Source organism: Acinetobacter guerrae (assembly GCF_009372255.1).
GTDB classification, from domain to species: Bacteria; Pseudomonadota; Gammaproteobacteria; order Pseudomonadales; family Moraxellaceae; genus Acinetobacter; species Acinetobacter guerrae.
The window spans coordinates 1-18,139 of sequence record NZ_LXGN01000006.1 but is presented as its reverse complement, the minus strand read 5'-3'; the positions used below and the strand labels follow the sequence as shown (position 1 = coordinate 18,139).

The 18,139-nt window shown below is 39.9% G+C and carries 16 protein-coding genes; 10 read left to right on the top strand and 6 right to left on the bottom strand.

Annotated features, from left to right (window positions below; all coding sequences use genetic code 11):
- Positions 1–2: 2 nt before the first annotated feature.
- From yidD to rpmH, 3 genes are read right to left on the bottom strand one after another with little or no spacing between them, the layout of a single operon-like run.
- Positions 3–323, bottom strand: a complete 321-nt coding sequence (gene yidD / locus A7A69_RS05450) for a membrane protein insertion efficiency factor YidD (protein WP_152876521.1) — start codon at positions 321–323, stop codon at positions 3–5.
- A 9-nt stretch (positions 324–332) separates the two neighbouring features.
- Complete coding sequence (gene rnpA / locus A7A69_RS05445; protein ID WP_120371133.1) at positions 333–725, bottom strand: ribonuclease P protein component; 393 nt, start codon at positions 723–725, stop codon at positions 333–335.
- A 36-nt stretch (positions 726–761) separates the two neighbouring features.
- Positions 762–896 (bottom strand): 50S ribosomal protein L34, encoded by a 135-nt coding sequence (rpmH, locus tag A7A69_RS05440; protein WP_000831329.1) that lies wholly within the window; start codon positions 894–896, stop codon positions 762–764.
- A 669-nt stretch (positions 897–1,565) separates the two neighbouring features.
- Between rpmH and dnaA the strand changes: the two genes are divergently transcribed.
- From dnaA to gyrB, 4 genes are all read left to right on the top strand, one after another.
- Entirely contained in the window at positions 1,566–2,960 is a 1,395-nt protein-coding gene (dnaA, locus tag A7A69_RS05435) for a chromosomal replication initiator protein DnaA (protein ID WP_120371132.1), read from the top strand.
- A 91-nt stretch (positions 2,961–3,051) separates the two neighbouring features.
- Positions 3,052–4,200 (top strand): DNA polymerase III subunit beta, encoded by a 1,149-nt coding sequence (gene dnaN / locus A7A69_RS16775; protein ID WP_120371131.1) that lies wholly within the window; start codon positions 3,052–3,054, stop codon positions 4,198–4,200.
- 15 nt (positions 4,201–4,215) lie between these two features.
- The gene (recF, locus tag A7A69_RS05425) at positions 4,216–5,298 is read left to right on the top strand and encodes a DNA replication/repair protein RecF (RefSeq protein WP_120371130.1); all 1,083 of its coding nucleotides are present in this window, start codon (positions 4,216–4,218) and stop codon (positions 5,296–5,298) included.
- Between the two features lie 46 nt (positions 5,299–5,344).
- Positions 5,345–7,813, top strand: coding sequence for a DNA topoisomerase (ATP-hydrolyzing) subunit B (gene gyrB / locus A7A69_RS05420; RefSeq protein WP_152876520.1), 2,469 nt, complete (start codon positions 5,345–5,347; stop codon positions 7,811–7,813).
- A 91-nt stretch (positions 7,814–7,904) separates the two neighbouring features.
- Here the strand turns inward: gyrB and A7A69_RS05415 are convergent, their stop codons facing one another.
- Complete coding sequence (locus A7A69_RS05415; RefSeq protein ID WP_120371128.1) at positions 7,905–8,141, bottom strand: DUF2171 domain-containing protein; 237 nt, start codon at positions 8,139–8,141, stop codon at positions 7,905–7,907.
- Positions 8,142–8,522: 381 nt separating this feature from the next.
- The gene (locus A7A69_RS05410; RefSeq protein WP_152876538.1) at positions 8,523–10,460 is read right to left on the bottom strand and encodes an ATP-binding cassette domain-containing protein; all 1,938 of its coding nucleotides are present in this window, start codon (positions 10,458–10,460) and stop codon (positions 8,523–8,525) included.
- 254 nt (positions 10,461–10,714) lie between these two features.
- Between A7A69_RS05410 and A7A69_RS05405 the strand changes: the two genes are divergently transcribed.
- The 4 genes from A7A69_RS05405 (at position 10,715) to erpA (ending at position 14,743) form a co-directional block, all read left to right on the top strand.
- The gene (locus A7A69_RS05405) at positions 10,715–11,722 is read left to right on the top strand and encodes a putative solute-binding protein (protein ID WP_171406812.1); all 1,008 of its coding nucleotides are present in this window, start codon (positions 10,715–10,717) and stop codon (positions 11,720–11,722) included.
- Between the two features lie 268 nt (positions 11,723–11,990).
- Positions 11,991–12,995 (top strand): putative solute-binding protein, encoded by a 1,005-nt coding sequence (locus A7A69_RS05400; protein WP_120371125.1) that lies wholly within the window; start codon positions 11,991–11,993, stop codon positions 12,993–12,995.
- 285 nt (positions 12,996–13,280) lie between these two features.
- Positions 13,281–14,285, top strand: coding sequence for a putative solute-binding protein (locus A7A69_RS05395; protein WP_151982298.1), 1,005 nt, complete (start codon positions 13,281–13,283; stop codon positions 14,283–14,285).
- Positions 14,286–14,407: 122 nt separating this feature from the next.
- Positions 14,408–14,743: an iron-sulfur cluster insertion protein ErpA gene (gene erpA, locus A7A69_RS05390; RefSeq protein ID WP_120371123.1), complete on the top strand. Its 336-nt coding sequence runs from the start codon at positions 14,408–14,410 to the stop codon at positions 14,741–14,743.
- Positions 14,744–14,811: 68 nt separating this feature from the next.
- Here the strand turns inward: erpA and A7A69_RS05385 are convergent, their stop codons facing one another.
- On the bottom strand, positions 14,812–15,942 hold the full coding sequence (locus tag A7A69_RS05385; RefSeq protein ID WP_152876519.1) for an anhydro-N-acetylmuramic acid kinase: 1,131 nt from the start codon (positions 15,940–15,942) through the stop codon (positions 14,812–14,814).
- 61 nt (positions 15,943–16,003) lie between these two features.
- Between A7A69_RS05385 and tyrS the strand changes: the two genes are divergently transcribed.
- Both tyrS and A7A69_RS05375 read left to right on the top strand, forming a co-directional pair.
- Positions 16,004–17,236 carry a tyrosine--tRNA ligase gene (gene tyrS / locus A7A69_RS05380; RefSeq protein WP_171500786.1) on the top strand — a complete coding sequence of 411 codons (1,233 nt, stop codon included), beginning with the start codon at positions 16,004–16,006 and terminating at the stop codon, positions 17,234–17,236.
- Between the two features lie 380 nt (positions 17,237–17,616).
- Positions 17,617–17,880, top strand: coding sequence for a hypothetical protein (locus A7A69_RS05375; RefSeq protein WP_120371121.1), 264 nt, complete (start codon positions 17,617–17,619; stop codon positions 17,878–17,880).
- Positions 17,881–18,139: the final 259 nt, after the last annotated feature.

Below are 18,139 nucleotides of genomic sequence, written 5' to 3'. Positions count from 1 at the left end.
AATTATCCCAAGTGGTTAAAGTGATTTTGGTTTAATAAACGCTCACGAAAGGGTACAGCAACGTGAGGCTTTTGAGAATCTATTTGCTGAAATGAAATAAAACGAATTGCTTTAGTAGGTACAGGATCATACCCACTTCCCCCCCAGGGATGACATCGACAGACACGATTAAACGCCAGCCAGCTTCCTTTCATTGCACCATGTGTATGAACTGCTTCCAGTGCATATTGCGAACAGGTTGGCATATAACGACAACGAGGTCCAAACAAAGGACTCAAGGCAATTTGATAAAATCGAATCAACCAATGCAGGATAAATACCATTGGTCATCTCTATTTTTGAAGTGAGGAAGAGACAGTGTTTTGATGCTTATGAGCAAGGCGGTTTAATTTATGCCAAGCCAATTGAAGTTGCTGAGCCAGATCAGCATTAGATACCGCTTCAATGCCTAATTTTGGCATTACAACAATATCAATAAGTGCTAATTGTTGTTGATGCAAACGAAAGCTTTCGCGTGCAAGTCGTTTTATTCGATTTCTTTCGTGCGCACGGCGCACTTTTTTTTTGGCAACAACCAATCCTAAACGGCTTTTAGACTGTTCAGAAGGTTTTGCCAAAAATAAAAAATGGGGTTGATGCACTTTAAAAAGCGCACCATCAAACACACCTTTAAAATCAGCAGCGCAATGTAAGCGTACATTTGTACCGAAGCTATAAAGTGTCATAACACCCGATCGTGTAGTAATAACGATTTAAATAAATTAAACAGTTAAGCTGTGACGACCTTTTGCACGACGGCGAGCCAATACTTGACGACCAGCTTTAGTTGCCATACGAGCGCGGAAACCATGAACACGTTTACGTTTTAGTTCAGAGGGCTGAAAAGTACGTTTCATATCGAAACTCCCAAAATATGATCTTTCTGTAAAGGTTCGCGATTTTATGGTGCAACGCGCACGCTGTCAATGAAAAATCAAAAAGTTTACATTTTATTCAGTCTCTTTGTAGATCGACCCATGAGTTTGAATAAAAATATGGAAACATGCCTACAAAAAATATACACAATCTAATTCATTCAATTTATTCTTGTTTTTTTGATACCCACAGCTTATTCTCATATTTATCAACAATTTTAAAAGCAACAATGAGTATCATCAGATTGTTTGAATTTAAATTCATAACTCGCTAGATTATCCACAGCAACATGGATGCTATTAAATAAATTCAAATTTTAAAATTTAAATTTATTCTTATTAGGGTCGGTTTTTTCTGTGGAAACCCGAACTTTAAATTTAAAAATCATCTTGTTAGGTTGTGAATAACTCTGTTTTTATAAAACTTATAGATTGTGGATAACTTGTTGCTTAAAACTATCCCCAGCTTGTGGTTAAACTTATCCACAGTGGGTTTGAATTTAAATTTAAACAGCAAAAGCACTCTTTTTGAACAAAACAACTTGTTTCGTTCATGACAGATGTGGATAACTTGGGTAGAATGGCAGCCCCTTTGTTTGGGAAGGGGGTGTATATTGTTTTTTGAATTTAAAAAAGAGATAGGGGAATCACATGCTGTGGACAGACTGCTTAAATCGCTTGCGACAAGAGCTCTCTGATAATGTCTTTGCGATGTGGATCCGCCCTTTGGTTGCCGAGGAAGCGGAGGATACCTTACGTTTATATGCGCCAAATCCTTATTGGACACGTTATATTCAGGAACACCACCTTGAACTGATTTCAATTTTGGCTGAACAGTTATCTGAAGGGCGCGTTCGTCAGGTTGATATTTTGGTTGATTCACGTCCTGGGGCAATTTTATCCCCAACAGAACAACCAGCGACGACCACTGCTGCCTTAAATACGGTTGCGGCTCCGACTCGGGTTAAGAAAGATGTTGTTGAAACACCGCCAATGGCATCTGCTAAAAATTTGAATTCAAAAAAACGTTTACTTAATCCGTTATTTTCTTTTTCACTTTTTGTTGAAGGTCGCTCTAACCAGATGGCGGCAGAAACTTGTCGTAAGGTATTAACCCAGCTCGGGGCATCGCAGCATAATCCATTATTTTTATATGGTCCGACGGGTCTGGGTAAAACGCACTTGATGCAAGCTGTTGGTAATGCGTTATTACAAGCCAAGCCGAATGCACGGGTCATGTATATGACTGCTGAAAGTTTTGTGCAAGATTTTGTATCCTCTTTGCAAAAAGGCAAAGTAGAAGAATTTAAGAAAAATTGTCGTTCTTTAGATTTGCTTTTGGTCGATGATATTCATTTGTTGGCAGGTAAAGAAGCCAGTCTGGTCGAGTTCTTTTATACGTTTAATGCGTTATTGGATGAATCCAAACAAATCATTCTGACCTCTGATCGCTATCCAAAAGAGTTAACTGAGCTAGATCCACGTCTGGTATCACGTTTTTCATGGGGACTCTCTGTTGGAGTAGAACCACCAGATATTGAAACCCGAATCGAGATTTTACTCAAAAAAGCAGAAAATAGTGGTGTAGATCTGCCGCGTAATTGTGCCTTGTTTATTGCTCAACAAGTTGTAGCTAATGTTCGTGAACTAGAAGGTGCTTTAAATAAAGTGGTGGCGATTGCCCGTTTTAAGGGATCGCAAATTGATCTGGATGTGGTAAGAGAATCTTTAAAAGATGTGCTAGCCATTCGTGCACGAACCATTAGTGTGGAAAATATTCAGCGTGTGGTCAGTGAATATTTCCGTATTCCGCTCAAAGAATTGATTGGGCCAAAACGTACCCGAATTTATGCACGACCAAGACAACTGGCGATGGGATTGGCACGTGAATTAACAGGGGATAGTTTTCCTGAAATTGGTATGGCTTTTGGTGGACGCGATCATAGTACGGTCATGCATGCTTGTGAAAAAGTACAAAGTTTGAAAGATGAAGATCCGATCTTCAATGAAGACTATAAAAACTTGTTGCGTTTACTGCAAAGTTAAGCATCAGGGCAGTTGCAAAGTCGTATCAACTCCCGCATAGTACACAGCTAAAAAATGAAATAATTGCCTTCAGTTGTTAGAGGAATGAATTGTGCGTTTGAAAATCGCTAAAGAAAGTTTAGTCAATGTTCTGTCCCACGTTGTAGGAGCGGTGGAGCGTCGTCATACCTTAAATATTCTTTCAAACGTTAAAATTCAGGCGACTGATCAGGCTTTGACCATTACTGGTTCTGATCTGGAAGTAGAACTTGTTGCCAGTACCACATTGGCTGAAGGGGCTTGTTTACAAGCGGGTGAAACGACAGTTCCAGCACGTAAATTAATGGATATCTGTAAATCATTACCATCAGCGGCGTTGATTGATCTGCAAATTACAGAAGACCAGCGTTGTATTTTAAAATCAGGCAATAGCCGTTTTGTGTTGGGTACTTTACCCGCAGAAGATTATCCCTTACTCAATACTGAAAATAGTCAGGGTACACAGGTTCAGGTCACTCAACGTGAACTCAAGCGCCTATTTGAAAAAACTGCTTTTGCTATGGCAGTTCAGGATGTCCGTTTTTATCTGACTGGAACTTTACTAGAAATTGATGAAAATCAACTACGTGCTGTGACTACAGATGGTCATCGTCTGGCTCTGTGTGAAGTTTTAGCTTCTTCTAATGCGACTCAATTGGTACAAGCCATTGTGCCTCGTAAAGCGGTTGGTGAATTGCAGCGTTTATTAAGTATTGAAGATGAACAATTACGTTTGCTGATTGGCCGTGAATTGCTCAATGTGACGATTACCACACCAAGTCGTGATAAAGAACAGGGTGACATTACAGTTCGTTTTACCACGAAGTTGATTGATGGTAAATTCCCAGATTATCGCCGTGTAATCCCTCGTGGTGGTGATAAACACGCACAAATTGCGCATGATGTATTTAAACAATCTTTGCAACGTGTCGCAATTTTAAGTAATGAAAAATTACGTGGTGTCTTCTTAAACTTTAATCCTGATGTATTACAGCTTCGTGCCAATAACCCTGAACAGGATGAGGCAATTGAAGATTTAGCCATTCAATATCAAAACACTTCTATGGAAATGTCATTTAATGCCCAGTATTTACTGGATGTATTGAGTGTATTAGATGGTGATGATGTAAGTATGACGATGTCAGAAGCGAATCAATCGGTCTTGGTACAGGATCCTACTCATACGGATCAGACTTATGTTGTTATGCCGATGCGTGTCTAAAGAACTGATGATCAGATGCACATTACACGTTTAAATATAGAGCGTGTGCGCAATTTAAAAACGGTTGCACTTTCTGGGTTGCAGCCGTTTAATATTTTTTATGGCGCTAACGGCTCGGGCAAAACCTCAGTGCTAGAAGCAATTCATTTGCTATCGACTGGACGCTCTTTTCGTACCTATACACCCAAACATTACATTCAACATGGTACGCCTGATGCGATTGTTTTTGCTCAGTCGACGACTGAAAAAGTAGGAATGCGTAAACTTGCCACGGGCGAGCAGTTGATTAAAGTGAATGGCGATCCCGTGGCAACGCAAGGTCAATTAGCAAAATTACTTCCTTTACAACATATCGATCCACAAAGTACAGATATTTTGGATCATGGAGCTAAACCACGACGACAAATGCTAGACTGGCTGATGTTTCACGTGGAACCTGATTTTTATGCGACATGGCAGCAGTATTCGCGTGCTTTAAAGCAACGTAATAGCTTACTTAAAAATTCACGACAAGTTTCGCTTGCACAGCTTGAACCTTGGAATAAATTACTCGCACTGTACGGCGAAATTTTACATACACAACGTACAGTGGTTATTGAAAAATGGCAGGTGTTTTTACAACAAGATTTAAACCTGCTTTTGCCTGAATTATCGATTGAACTCGATTATCAATCGGGATTCCATCAAGAACATGGGCTGTTGCAGGATTTGATTCAATATCATCAAAAAGATATAGAACGACGCTACACCGAATATGGTCCACATCGTGCCGATTTGCGTTTAAAAACCCCATTGGGCGATGCGGATGATGTGCTATCACGGGGGCAGAAAAAGCTCCTGATGATGGCTTTAAAACTGTCACAGATTGCAATGTTACATGCGAGTAATAAGGAAACTGTGGTATTATTAGATGATTTGACAGCAGAATTAGACCATGCCGCACAGCGGCGATTAATTGAACGATTAAGCCAGTTAGGTAGTCAAGTTTTCATTACCACTTTAGATCAACAGGCTGTACAACAGCACCTGCAAGATCTGGCTGTATCTTATCAATTGTTCAATGTGGAACATGGTCAGGTTTGTGCTGTCCCCATATGATTTTTTCCCCTCTGGGGATCGATCCATAATTTGCTAGGGAGAAACCATGAGTTCAGAGTCTCAATCTGCCTCTCCAACAGAACAATCACATGAAAAGGCGTATGATTCCTCTAGTATCAAGGTATTGCGTGGTTTAGATGCAGTTCGTAAGCGTCCAGGCATGTATATTGGTGATACAGATGATGGGACAGGCTTGCACCACATGGTTTTTGAGGTGGTCGATAACGCAATCGATGAAGCCTTAGCGGGTCATTGTGATGAAATTATTGTCACCATTCATGAAGATGAATCGGTCAGTGTTTCCGACAATGGTCGTGGTATTCCTACCGATATTCACCCTGAAGAAGGTGTTTCTGCCGCAGAAGTGATTCTAACCATTCTACATGCGGGTGGTAAGTTTGACGATAATAGTTATAAAGTCTCAGGTGGCTTACATGGTGTAGGTGTGTCTGTTGTAAATGCGCTTTCCAAAAAATTACAATTGACGATTCATCGTGCGGGTCAGATCCATGAGCAAGAATATCAGCATGGTGATCCACAATATCCTTTGCGAATTATAGGTGAAACCACGACGACAGGAACCACTGTGCGTTTCTGGCCAAGCGCTGAAACTTTCAGCCAAACCGTTTTCCATGTCGAAATTTTGGCGCGTCGCTTACGTGAGCTTTCATTTTTGAATGCAGGGGTAAAAATCATCCTGCGTGATGAACGGATTAATCTAGAGCATATTTACAACTATGTGGGTGGTTTGTCTGAGTTTGTCAAATACATTAACGAAGGTAAAAACCATTTAAACGAGATTTTTCATTTTACTGCTGATGCAGACAATGGAATTGGTGTTGAAGTCGCGTTGCAATGGAATGACAGCTACCAAGAAAATGTACGCTGTTTTACTAATAATATCCCGCAAAAAGATGGCGGCTCGCATTTGGCAGGCTTTCGTGCAGCACTGACTCGTGGTTTAAATAGTTATCTTGAAAATGAAAATATTCTCAAGAAAGAAAAAGTCAATGTGACAGGTGATGATGCTCGTGAAGGCTTAACCGCGATTATTTCGGTGAAAGTGCCTGATCCTAAGTTTTCTTCACAAACCAAAGAAAAATTGGTATCTAGTGAAGTGAAACCTGCGGTTGAGCAAGCAATGAATAAGGAATTTTCAGCATATTTGTTGGAAAATCCACAAGCAGCTAAATCTATTGCGGGTAAGATTATCGATGCTGCTCGTGCGCGTGATGCAGCGCGTAAAGCACGTGAAATGACACGTCGTAAGAGTGCGCTTGATATTGCAGGTTTACCAGGTAAATTAGCTGATTGTCAGGAAAAAGATCCAGCCTTGTCTGAACTTTATCTGGTCGAGGGTGACTCTGCGGGTGGAAGTGCCAAGCAAGGTCGTAACCGTAAAATGCAGGCAATTTTACCACTCAAAGGTAAAATTCTGAATGTAGAACGTGCTCGTTTTGACAAGATGATTTCTAGTCAGGAAGTTGGCACGTTGATTACTGCACTCGGCTGTGGCATTGGGCGTGAAGAATATAATCCTGATAAATTGCGTTATCACAAAATCATCATCATGACCGATGCTGATGTTGATGGTTCGCATATTCGTACGCTATTGTTGACATTTTTCTTCCGTCAAATGCCAGAACTGGTAGAGCGTGGTCATATTTATATTGCACAGCCACCGCTGTATAAGCTGAAAAAAGGTAAGCAGGAACTATATATTAAGGATAATGAAGCCTTAGAAAGTTTCCTGATTTCCAATGCGATTGATGATCTGGAATTGCATATCAGTGCTGATGCACCTGCCATCAATGGTGAGGCTTTGGCAAAAGTAATTGAAGATTATCAGGTTTCTCAAAAGAGCTTACAGCGCCTCACTCAGCGTTATCCTGCGAGTTTGTTAGATGCACTGTTAGAAGTTGAACCATTTAAGGCGGATCAGAGTCAGGATCGTCCTTATGTGGAACAATGGGCTGATCAGTTACGCGTAACCATTGAAAAACTACAGCCAAGTTTACGACCAGAGATTAGTCTGGAAAGCTTTGAGCGAGAAACACCCGCAGGTGAAAAATCGATTCACTGCTGGCCACGTGTCACTGTCTATGTACATAACTTGCCGCATCATTATCTGTTAGATGCAGGTTTGCTCAATTCGGCAGAATATGCGCGTTTACTGAAAAACTCCAAGAGCTGGTTTAAGTTGCTTGAAGAAGGCGCGTATTTGCAAAAAGGCGAGCGCAAGATTAATGTGAATAATTTCCATCAAGTCTGGCAGCAAATTTTGCAGGATTCACGCCGTGGGATGATGATCCAGCGTTATAAAGGTTTGGGTGAGATGAATGCAGAGCAGCTTTGGGAAACGACCATGGATCCTGAAAACCGCAATATGCTGCAAGTCACCATTGATGATGCGATTGAAGCAGATCGAATGTTCAGTTGCTTGATGGGTGATGATGTTGAACCGCGTCGTGCCTTCATCGAAGAAAATGCACTAAATGCGGATATTGATACCTAATCTTACTATAGAAGTCAGGTTAAAAAACAGGCGCACAAAGCGCCTGTTTTTTTTGAATTTCCATATTCATTATAACTTCCTGCAACTGAGTTTATTGCCACTGCTGGAAAACTTGATCAGCTGTTTTATTGAGTATTACCTGATTACCTTGAATCTGCTGTACCCATTGAGTTGGAATATAATGATGCTGACCATTGGCTGATTGATCATTTTTTGCCAGTTTAATCTTATCTTGACCATCTAAATGATCGACTGTTCCGACATGTTGATGATCTGATCCGACCACTTCGGCATGATGTTGAATATCTTGTACATTGATAGTTGCCATGAGATTATCCCTCATATTTTCATGATGTTTCATGTTATTGACTTGATCTTTGTATCAAGTAGGCAAGTCAGTAAATCAAACTTAAAACAGCGTCAATGCTGTGCCTTGCAAATGAGAGTAATTCAGTTTTTGAGTGGCCTGTGCGGTGCTTGTGTAAGGCTTTATAGTGTTTTAATCAAAAAATAGCAGCTTTATATGCTGCTTTGTTAAGTTTTATTTTTTATAAAAATCAGTATCTTAATTTTTTTTAATAAAAATTCTTAATTAAAAGAGCATATTGTCAAAGTCGAATTGGGCTTGATCAGCTTTTGAGATGTAACGCTAAGCAATAAAATGTATCGGGCTGTAATGTTTTAAATTTTACAACCCGACTTTTATTTTTTATTCGCCAAAAGAACCCTCAAGTTCTTCTAGTTGCATCAGCAGTTCCAATAATTGTTCTTCAGCTTGTTCCAGTTTTTGTTTAAGTTCAGTTTGCTCATTCATGAGTTTGAGTAACTCGTCTTTGCGATCGGCTTCATAGAGTGAGCTATCGCCAAGTAATGCTTCAATTTCAGCTAAACGTGGCTGAAATTTTTCAATCTGACTTTCGCATTTCTCAATATTTTTACGAATAGGACGAGTTAGCTCACGACGTTGAGCAGCTTCCTTTCGTAAGGCTTCTTTATCGAGTTTAGACGTTGCGGGTTGCGCGATCACTTCTGAAACAATAGGCGCAGCAGGTTGCTGTCCTTTTTTGATCATTTCATTACGCGCTTGACGCAGCCAGTTGGCATAATCGGTTAAATCGCCGTCAAAACTTTTGCTATGACCGTTGTGAACCAAAATCAGTTCATCACAAACACTGGCAATCAATTGACGTTCATGTGAAACCAAAACCACCGCGCCTTCAAAGTCTTGCAATGCCATGGTTAAAGCATGACGCATATCTAAGTCTAAATGGTTGGTTGGTTCATCTAAAATAAGAACATTAGGACGCTGCCAGACAATCAGTGCCAATGCTAAACGCGCACGTTCGCCACCCGAAAAGCTTTCACTTGGCGTGTCCATGCGTTCGCCACTAAAACCAAAACTGCCTAAAAATGCACGTAAAGTCGCATCACTGATTTTTTTATCTGCAATGCGTGACAGTTGTAGCATCGGGCTGGCATTGCCATCCAATGCATCCATTTGATGTTGCGCAAAATAACCAATATTGAGTAATTCTGATGCGTAGCGTTGCCCTTGAATAAGTGGAAGATCGCCCACCAAAGATTTAATGAGCGTTGATTTTCCTGCACCATTCATACCGAGCAATCCGATTCGGCTGGTGGGTGTAATTTGTAAATTAACATTGGTCACAATGAGTTTAGCTGCATAGCCAATATCAGCATGTTCCAATGCCAAAAGTGGTGAACTCATTTTGGTTGGTTCACGAAAACTAAAGGTAAACGGGGTATCTACATGCGCAGGTGCAAGTTCTTGCATCCGTTCTAGTTGTTTGATCCGACTTTGAGCTTGACGCGCTTTGGTGGCTTGAGCTTTGAATCGATCGATATATTTTTGTAAATGTGCGCGAGTTTCCTGCTGTTTTTCAAAAGCCTGTTGTTGTTGGGCTAAACGTTCGGCACGCGTTGTTTCAAAGGTTGAATAGTTCCCTGTGTAAAGTGTAAGTTCTTGATTTTCAATATGTAAAACATGATCAGTGATCGCATCTAAAAAATCACGGTCATGTGAAATGAGAACCAAAGTTCCTTCGTAACTCTTTAGCCAGTCTTCTAGCCATAAAATCGCATCAAGATCCAAATGGTTGGTCGGTTCATCCAACAATAATAAATCTGAACGGCTCATCAAAGTACGTGCCAGATTGAGACGCATACGCCAGCCGCCTGAAAAACTGGATACATCTAATTGTGATTGATGTTCAAAAAAACCCAGACCTGCCATCAATTGAGAGGCTTTAGCTGAGGCAGAATAGCCATTAATTTCATCAAAGCGGCTGTATAAATCAGCCAATTGATCATTATTTAATTGTTCTGGATCATCAAGTTGATTTTGAATCGTCCAATATTCTTCATCTCCTGATAACACAAAATCAAGCGCTTTCATGTCTAAGGCTTTAATTTCTTGTGCCATGTGTGCCACTGTCCACACATTCGGACGACTTAAGCTACCGCTATCTGCTTCAATCCCACCCAATAATGCTGAAAATAAAGTGGATTTTCCTGCACCATTTACGCCTGTTAAACCAATTTTCCAGCCTGGATGCAGTTGCATCGATGCTTTTTGAAATAAAACACGTCCGCCGCGGCGAATTGAAAACTGTTCAAGCTGAATCATGGAAATGAACACGCAACATCATAAAGAAAGGGGGTTATTTTAAAGGGATATGCAAAATAAGACAAAGTTTTACTTGTTTATTGATTCTTTTAAAAAACATGAATTGTGTCTAAAAACCCATGCATTTCGTCAGAAAATTTACAGGATTTTAGTTTAAATAGAGCTAAAACTCTATTTTTATTGATTCAAGCTTACTATAGTAATAAGTACAGAACAAAAACTAAGCAAAAACAAGTCGGATAAGGAATACGATGATGAAAAAAGGACTTTCGATCGTGGGTACAACAATGTTGTTGGGATGTATCACGACGGCTCATGCCCAAATTAATGTCTGTGCTTTTGATTTGTTGGGAAAGGCAGGTGACTCTTACAAAATGTTGGAAGAGTGGGCATTGGCTGCCAAAGCATGGAATGCAGATATTAATCTTATTCCACGTCAGGATGAGGCACAGGCTGAAAAAGATTTTCGTGAAGGTAAATGCGATGGCGTTTACATCACCTCAATGCGTGCGCGCCCTTATAACAAATTTGCAGGTTCAGTCGACGCACTTGGTGCAGTTCCAAATAACTCTATTGCACAAAAAGCCATTACCTTCGTATTGGACAAACGCAATAATCATCGACTTACCACGACAATTGATGGTGACAAATATGAAGTTGCAGGGATTGTACAAATTGGTCAGGCTTATTTATTTGTACGTGATCGTAATGTGAATAATCTTGAGCGTGCCAAAGGTAAGAAAATTGCGATCTTGCAGTATGATGAAGCGCAGAAAATTATGAGTCAACGTGTTGGGGCTGTGCCTGTAGCGTCTGATATTTCTAACTTTGTTGCCAGATTTAATAGTGGACAAGTTGATATTGTCCCTGCACCCGCCTATGCCTATAAACCTCTGGAAATTCAAAAGGGCTTAGGCAGTAATGGCGCTATGATCAATTTTCCAGTTGCAAATATTACAGCCGATCTGATTATTCGACAAAATAAATTTCCGACCAATTTTGGTCAACAATCACGTAATTGGTTTCTTAATCAATTACCGAAAAATTTTGCAATGGTTCGCCGTTTAGAGGCAGGTATCCCAGATAAATACAAAATTAATTTAAGTAATGACGAAAAAGTCAAATACCAAAAATTATTACGTGATGGGCGTATTGATCTGGCAAAACAAGGGATTTACGATCCAAATATGATGACAGTACTCAAACGGGCACGTTGTACTGTAGAGCGTACCAATTTTGAATGCTCCCTTGGCGGTGAATAAGACAGCCAGAGTAAAATGACTTGAGAGTTTTCTTCGTACATTAAAAAATATAGTTCAAGGAAACTCTTTATATTTTAATCTTTTGTTCATATGTTTTTTAGTGATTATTACCAAAAATAAGAATTCATTCACGATTTTGTACAATAAATATTCATTTTTCCACAAAAAGTGGAGTAAATACTCTATTTTTTTTTAAATAACCCGATTAATATTTGCCGTGTAAGGATACTTCTAACTGGAAATTTGCTACATACAAAGGAACAACAATATGAAAAAAATTGCATTTGCTCTGGCCGCAACTACTTTAGCTGGTTTTTCGGTAACAGCTCAAGCCGCAACAGTATGTGTATTCGACTTGCTAGGGAAATCGGGCGAGTCTTATAAAATGATGGAAGAATGGGCATTGGCAGCTAAAGGCTGGGGTGCTGATATTACTTTGGTTCCGCGTCAGGACGAAGCGGTTGCAGATAATGATTTTAAAGCGGGTAAATGTGATGCAGTAAGCATGACCGCTATGCGTGCCCGCCAATACAATAAATTTGCAGGTTCAATCGATTCTTTGGGTGGTGTTCCAAATAACCAGATTGCACAACGTGCAATTACTTATGTGCTTGATGCGCGTAATGCAGCAAAATTAACTTCAAATCTAGGCGGTAAAAAATACGAAGTCGCAGGGATTGCACCTCTTGGTTCAGCGTTTATCTTCGTACGTGACAAAAGCATTAACTCTGTAGAAAAAGCAGCAGGTAAAAAGTTTGCAGTATTGGGTTATGACGATGCGCAAAAAATCATGGTTCAACGTGTAGGTGCTCAAGCGGTTTTATCAGATATTTCTAACTTTGCTGCAAAATTTAACAATGGTCAGGTTGATATGGTGGGTGCACCAGCTTATGCCTACAAACCACTTGAGTTAAATAAAGGGTTAGGAACGAATGGTGCGATGATGAATTTCCCAGTTCTGCATGTTACTGCTGACTTGGTGATTCGCCCTGATGCATTCCCTGCTGGTTTTGGTCAAAAATCTCGTGATTGGTTCACTAAACAATTACCGAAAAGCTTTGCTATGATCAATCGTCTTGAAGCGCAAATTCCTGCTAAATACAAGATGAATCTAACCGCAGAAGACAAATTGAAATATCAAAAACTTCTTCGTGACGGTCGTATCGATTTGACGAAACGCGGTGTGTACGATGCGGGTATGATGTCTGTATTGAAAAAAGCGCGTTGCTCAGTAGATAAAGCCAATTTTGAATGTTCAATGGCTGGCGAATAATATTGATTTGATTAAGAAAACTCGGAATTATTTCCGAGTTTTTTTATTTCTAAAATACTGTCAGTTGAGCCATTGATGCAGATTTAAAAATTGATAATCTAAAACCAAATTATACAATTCACATGGATGAGTGACACTAGAAACCAGAGATGGTTTTAAACATGTTATTTATTACAAATGTGAAATTATAGATTTTAACTGGACTGAAACATGACAAAGTGCGCGGTTGCATTTGCATGCTTATCAATCAGAAAAAGAACAAAGGTAATAATGGAAGGTACGCATATGAAATGGACAAAAACGCTCGCAATCACAACTGGCTTATTTGCAGCATCAATGGGGGTGCAGGCCAAGCAAACCATTTGTGTTTTCGATTTGGTCGGAAAAAATGGCGACGTTTATAGTGTGATGAAAGACTATCAGCTCGCGGCTAAAAACTGGGGGGCTGATATTGAGCTAAAAGTCAGCCAGAATGAAAGTGTAATTGCGGATGATTTTAAAGCGGGTAAATGTGATGGAGTGAGTATCACAGGTTTACGTGGTCGCCAATTTAATGCATTTACGGGTTCACTTGATGCAATTGGAGCAATTACAGATCTCAAGCTTGCAGTGAAGATCATGCAGGGGCTATCTAGTCCTACATTTGCCAAATATATGACTCAGGGTCAATATGAAGTCGTTGGCGTTATTCCTATTGGTGACGCGTATTTATTGGTTAATGACCGCAATATCAATACAGTTGCCAAAGCCGCAGGCAAAAAAATTGCAGTTTTAGACTACGATGAAGCACAAAAAATAATGGTTCAGCAAATTGGTGCGCAAGCAGTCAGTGCGGATGTCACTAATTTTGGAGCAAAATTTAATAACCATCAGGTCGATATTATTGGGGCGCCAGCCGCAGCTTTTAAAGCGCTAGAGTTGCATAAAGGTTTGGGAACCAAAGGCGCGATCGTTAATTATCCTATTTTACAGGTCACAGGAAATCTCATTATTCGTCCCGATAAATTCCCTGCTGGATTTGGTCAAAAATCACGCGATTGGGTTAAAACCCAGTTGCCGCGTTCTTTTACTATTTTAGGTAAAATGAAGGCTGATATTCCTCAAAAGTACTGGATGGATGTTCCTGAAGCAGATAAACCTGGCTATCAAAAGTTGATGCGTGAATCGCGTATAAACCTGACCAAAAAAGGGATTTATGATAAGCGTATGATGAAACTATTGTGGCAATTCCGTTGTAAGGAAAATCCGAAAAACTTTGAGTGTGCATTACAGGACGAGAATTATAAATAATCCTGATACAAATACTCTGAATAAAGTTTAAACTTCCAGAACTGACCATATATTGTGTATGTTATACTGTATATGGTCTTTTTCTTTATAAGACATCAGATTTAGGTTGAGGAATACCCATCATGAATGCCCAAACTCTTGTTATCTCAGATAATGCTGCCAAAAAAGTGCGTCAACTCCGTGACAGCGAAGGGAATCAGGATTTAATGCTGCGTGTTTACGTGACAGGTGGTGGTTGTTCTGGCTTTTCTTATGGTTTTAATTTTGCTGAAAGTGCTAATGAAGATGATGCCAAGTTTGAAAATGGCGATGTCACCATGTTGGTCGATTCATTAAGCTATCAATATCTTGTTGGTTCTGTCGTAGATTATCTTGAAGGCCTAGAGGGTTCACGTTTTATCGTGCAAAATCCAAATGCTACAACAACCTGTGGTTGTGGTTCTTCATTTTCGATCTAAAATTTGATGTATAAAAAATCCCCAATAGGGGATTTTTTTATGCGATCGTAATCAAATCATCAAACAATTTAAACACTGGTTATTGTTCCTAGTATTCTAAAATCCTTAGCGCCTGTAACCGAAGGCAAGTTACCACTTTGTTGATTCATAAAGCGCATGCCAAGCCATGCAAATGCGGTCGCTTCTACCCATGTTGGTGATAATCCAAGTACACTGGTACTTTGCACTGACCAATTATGTTTGCGTAAACGCCAGCGAAGTTGTTCTAATAAATGTGAGTTATAAGCGCCTCCACCACAAACATACACTTCACCAGTATCTAAATCAGAACGATAAATTGCTTTTTTAATCGCGCGTGTGGTGAGTTTCAACAGGGTTGCTTGTACATTTTCAGGGGTATCTTCTAGCTCATCATATTCCATTTCATCATTACGCCAATCTGCAAGCTGATCATCTAGCCAGTCAATATTAAAGTCTTCACGTCCTGTGCTTTTTGGAGGCTCTTTTGAAAAAAACTCGTGCGCTTGCAAGCGTTCTAATAAACCGCGAATGGGATGACCATAAGCCGCCCAATTGCCATTTTCGTCATAAGGATGGCCTGTATAACGCTCACACCATGCATCCATTAAAATATTGGCAGGACCTGTATCGAAACCATAAACGGCTTCTGGTCGCCCTGCGGGAAGCAGACTGACATTGGCAATACCGCCCAAGTTTAAAATCACACGATGAATACTGGAATGCTGAAAAATCGCTTGATGAAATGCAGGAACCAATGGCGCACCTTGACCGCCCGCAGCCATATCCCGACGCCTAAAATCAGAAATTACAGGAATTTGGGTAATTTCAGTAATGATATTGGGGTCGCCAATTTGTAAGGTAAATCCATGTTCAGGACGATGGCGAATCGTTTGTCCGTGGGAACCGATTGCTTTAATTTGACTACGATCCAAATGATTCTTTTCAATCAGCTCATTAATCCCATGACCAATCAGCTCGGCAAGTGTTACATCGGCTTTACCCATTCGATCAATTTCATTATCCCCTGGCAGGGTCAGTGCCATTAATTCATCACGTAACTCTGGTTCAAAAGGAATGGTTAAAGTCGCATGAAGATGTAAGGGATCAAATGAGGCAGCAACGAAATCGACCCCATCCATGCTGGTACCGGTCATTACCCCAATATAGATCGATGTCATGAGTAACTTCGCCTGCAATCTGCTGAAAAAGTGTTAGTATATCGCACAAATTGAATAACTGATGTGTTTAGGTTTTGTGATGTCAAATTTCTTGCCTGCTGAAGAACAGCTTGCCCTCATTCAACGAGGAACTCATGAAATTATTTCTGTAGAGGATCTGCTTAAGAAACTCAAGGAAAATCGTCCTTTAAAAATTAAGGCGGGTTTTGATCCAACTGCACCAGATTTGCATTTTGGTCATACAGTATTGATCAACAAGCTCAAAACTTTTCAAGACTTAGGTCATGAAGTGACATTCTTGATTGGTGATTATACTGCCATGATTGGCGATCCAACGGGTAAAAGTGCGACACGTCCGCCGTTAACTCGTGAACAGGTGGAGGCGAATGCCAAAACTTATCAGGAACAGGTTTTCAAAATTCTTGATCCAAATAAAACCAAAGTTCGTTTTAACTCCGAATGGTTTAATCAAAGATCGGCCGCTGATCTGATTCAATTAGCGAGTCAGCAAACGGTTTCGCGCATGCTAGAACGTGATGACTTCACCAAGCGCTATAACAACCATCAGCCGATTGCCATTCACGAATTTTTATATCCACTGGTTCAAGGCTACGATTCGATTGCACTCGAAGCAGATGTAGAGCTTGGTGGAACAGACCAAACATTTAACTTGCTCATGGGTCGCACTTTACAAAGCCGCTATGGGCAAGAATCACAGGTGTGTATCACGGTTCCAATTCTTGAAGGATTGGATGGTGTGAATAAAATGTCCAAATCATTGGGCAATTATATTGGCGTATTTGATGCACCTGGTGCGATGTATCAAAAAGTCCTCTCGATGCCAGATACCTTGATTGAGCGTTATTTCGAATTACTCAGTTTCAAGTCAATGAATGAGATTCAAGGTCTGCTCAAAGAAATGGCTGATGGTCGTAATCCACAGGAATTGAAAAAGATTCTTGCGGTTGAGTTGGTTGAGCGTTTTCATGGGACAGAAGCAGCTGCCAATGCACATAAAGGTGCTGGAAATATTATTACCGAGGGGGAAATTCCAGAAGATACTCCAGAGGTGATTATTTCTCGTGGTGAATTTGGTGGAGAAATCTTTATCGCCTCTATTTTACGTTTGGCAGGTCTGACTAAAAATGCAGCTCAAGCTAAAGATGCTGTTGCACGTGGGGCAGTCAAAGTAGATTGGAATGTGATTGATGCCAATTTTTCTGTCAAAGAAAACAAGACCTATATCATTCAGGCAGGCAAAAAAGCGATTGCTCGAGTCACATTTACCGACTAAAGCAGAATAACTTTTCAAGTGTTATCTAAAGCAGACGATAAGTCTGCTTTTTATTTATATATAAGTGAAAACTTTGTTAAATTATGAATATGACCTGTACGACTATGGTGAGTATCACTTTGTTTCTGAGCATAAATACATAAAATAAGCCCAACAAAACTGAAAATAAAATCAGTTTTATTGCCTGATTAAAGATCAAATAAATCCTGTACAACTTAAAAAACTACGGTATAAATAGATTAAACAAAAAATTCAACAGCATGTTTAAGGAGAACCTCACATCTATCCATAACATTTAGACAAGCTTTATTCAGTAAAAAAGATATTCATGCAGTAATACGATGATTTAGTAAATAAAAACAACGAGAGGAGAGCTATCCATGGGATTTGATCAACAACACCTCAATTGGCTTATCACTTTTTTATTTGACACAGATCCAGTCGCTATAGAAGAAGAACAGTATTTATTAGCGCATTATTATCTAGATAAATTAGATGTTGTTGAAAATTACCAATTGTCGAGCATGGTCATGTCAAGACTCCCATATCGGGCAAAAGTATTTTTCTTTGGGGAAAGCTATGTGGGTAGACAACAAATGATTCGAGAAGTCATTGATGTAAGGGGTAACTATCATATTCACTAAAGCATCAAGAGATACAATTCGCTCCAAAAGTACATGCTCGCGTGTACTTTTTTTATGGTTAGTTTGAAGAATAATCAATTTACGTTCATTTGTTGAACGCTCAAGGCTGAATCGACGAAAAAAAGCACATCCATTGAAAATAAATGCTTTCAGGGGTTGCGCTGGTTTAAAAACTGTATAGAATACGCAGCATCCCGACGCGATACACGATGAAGATCTTGGCTTTTAGGGTTAAGGTTTGAAGGATTTGTATTGAGTT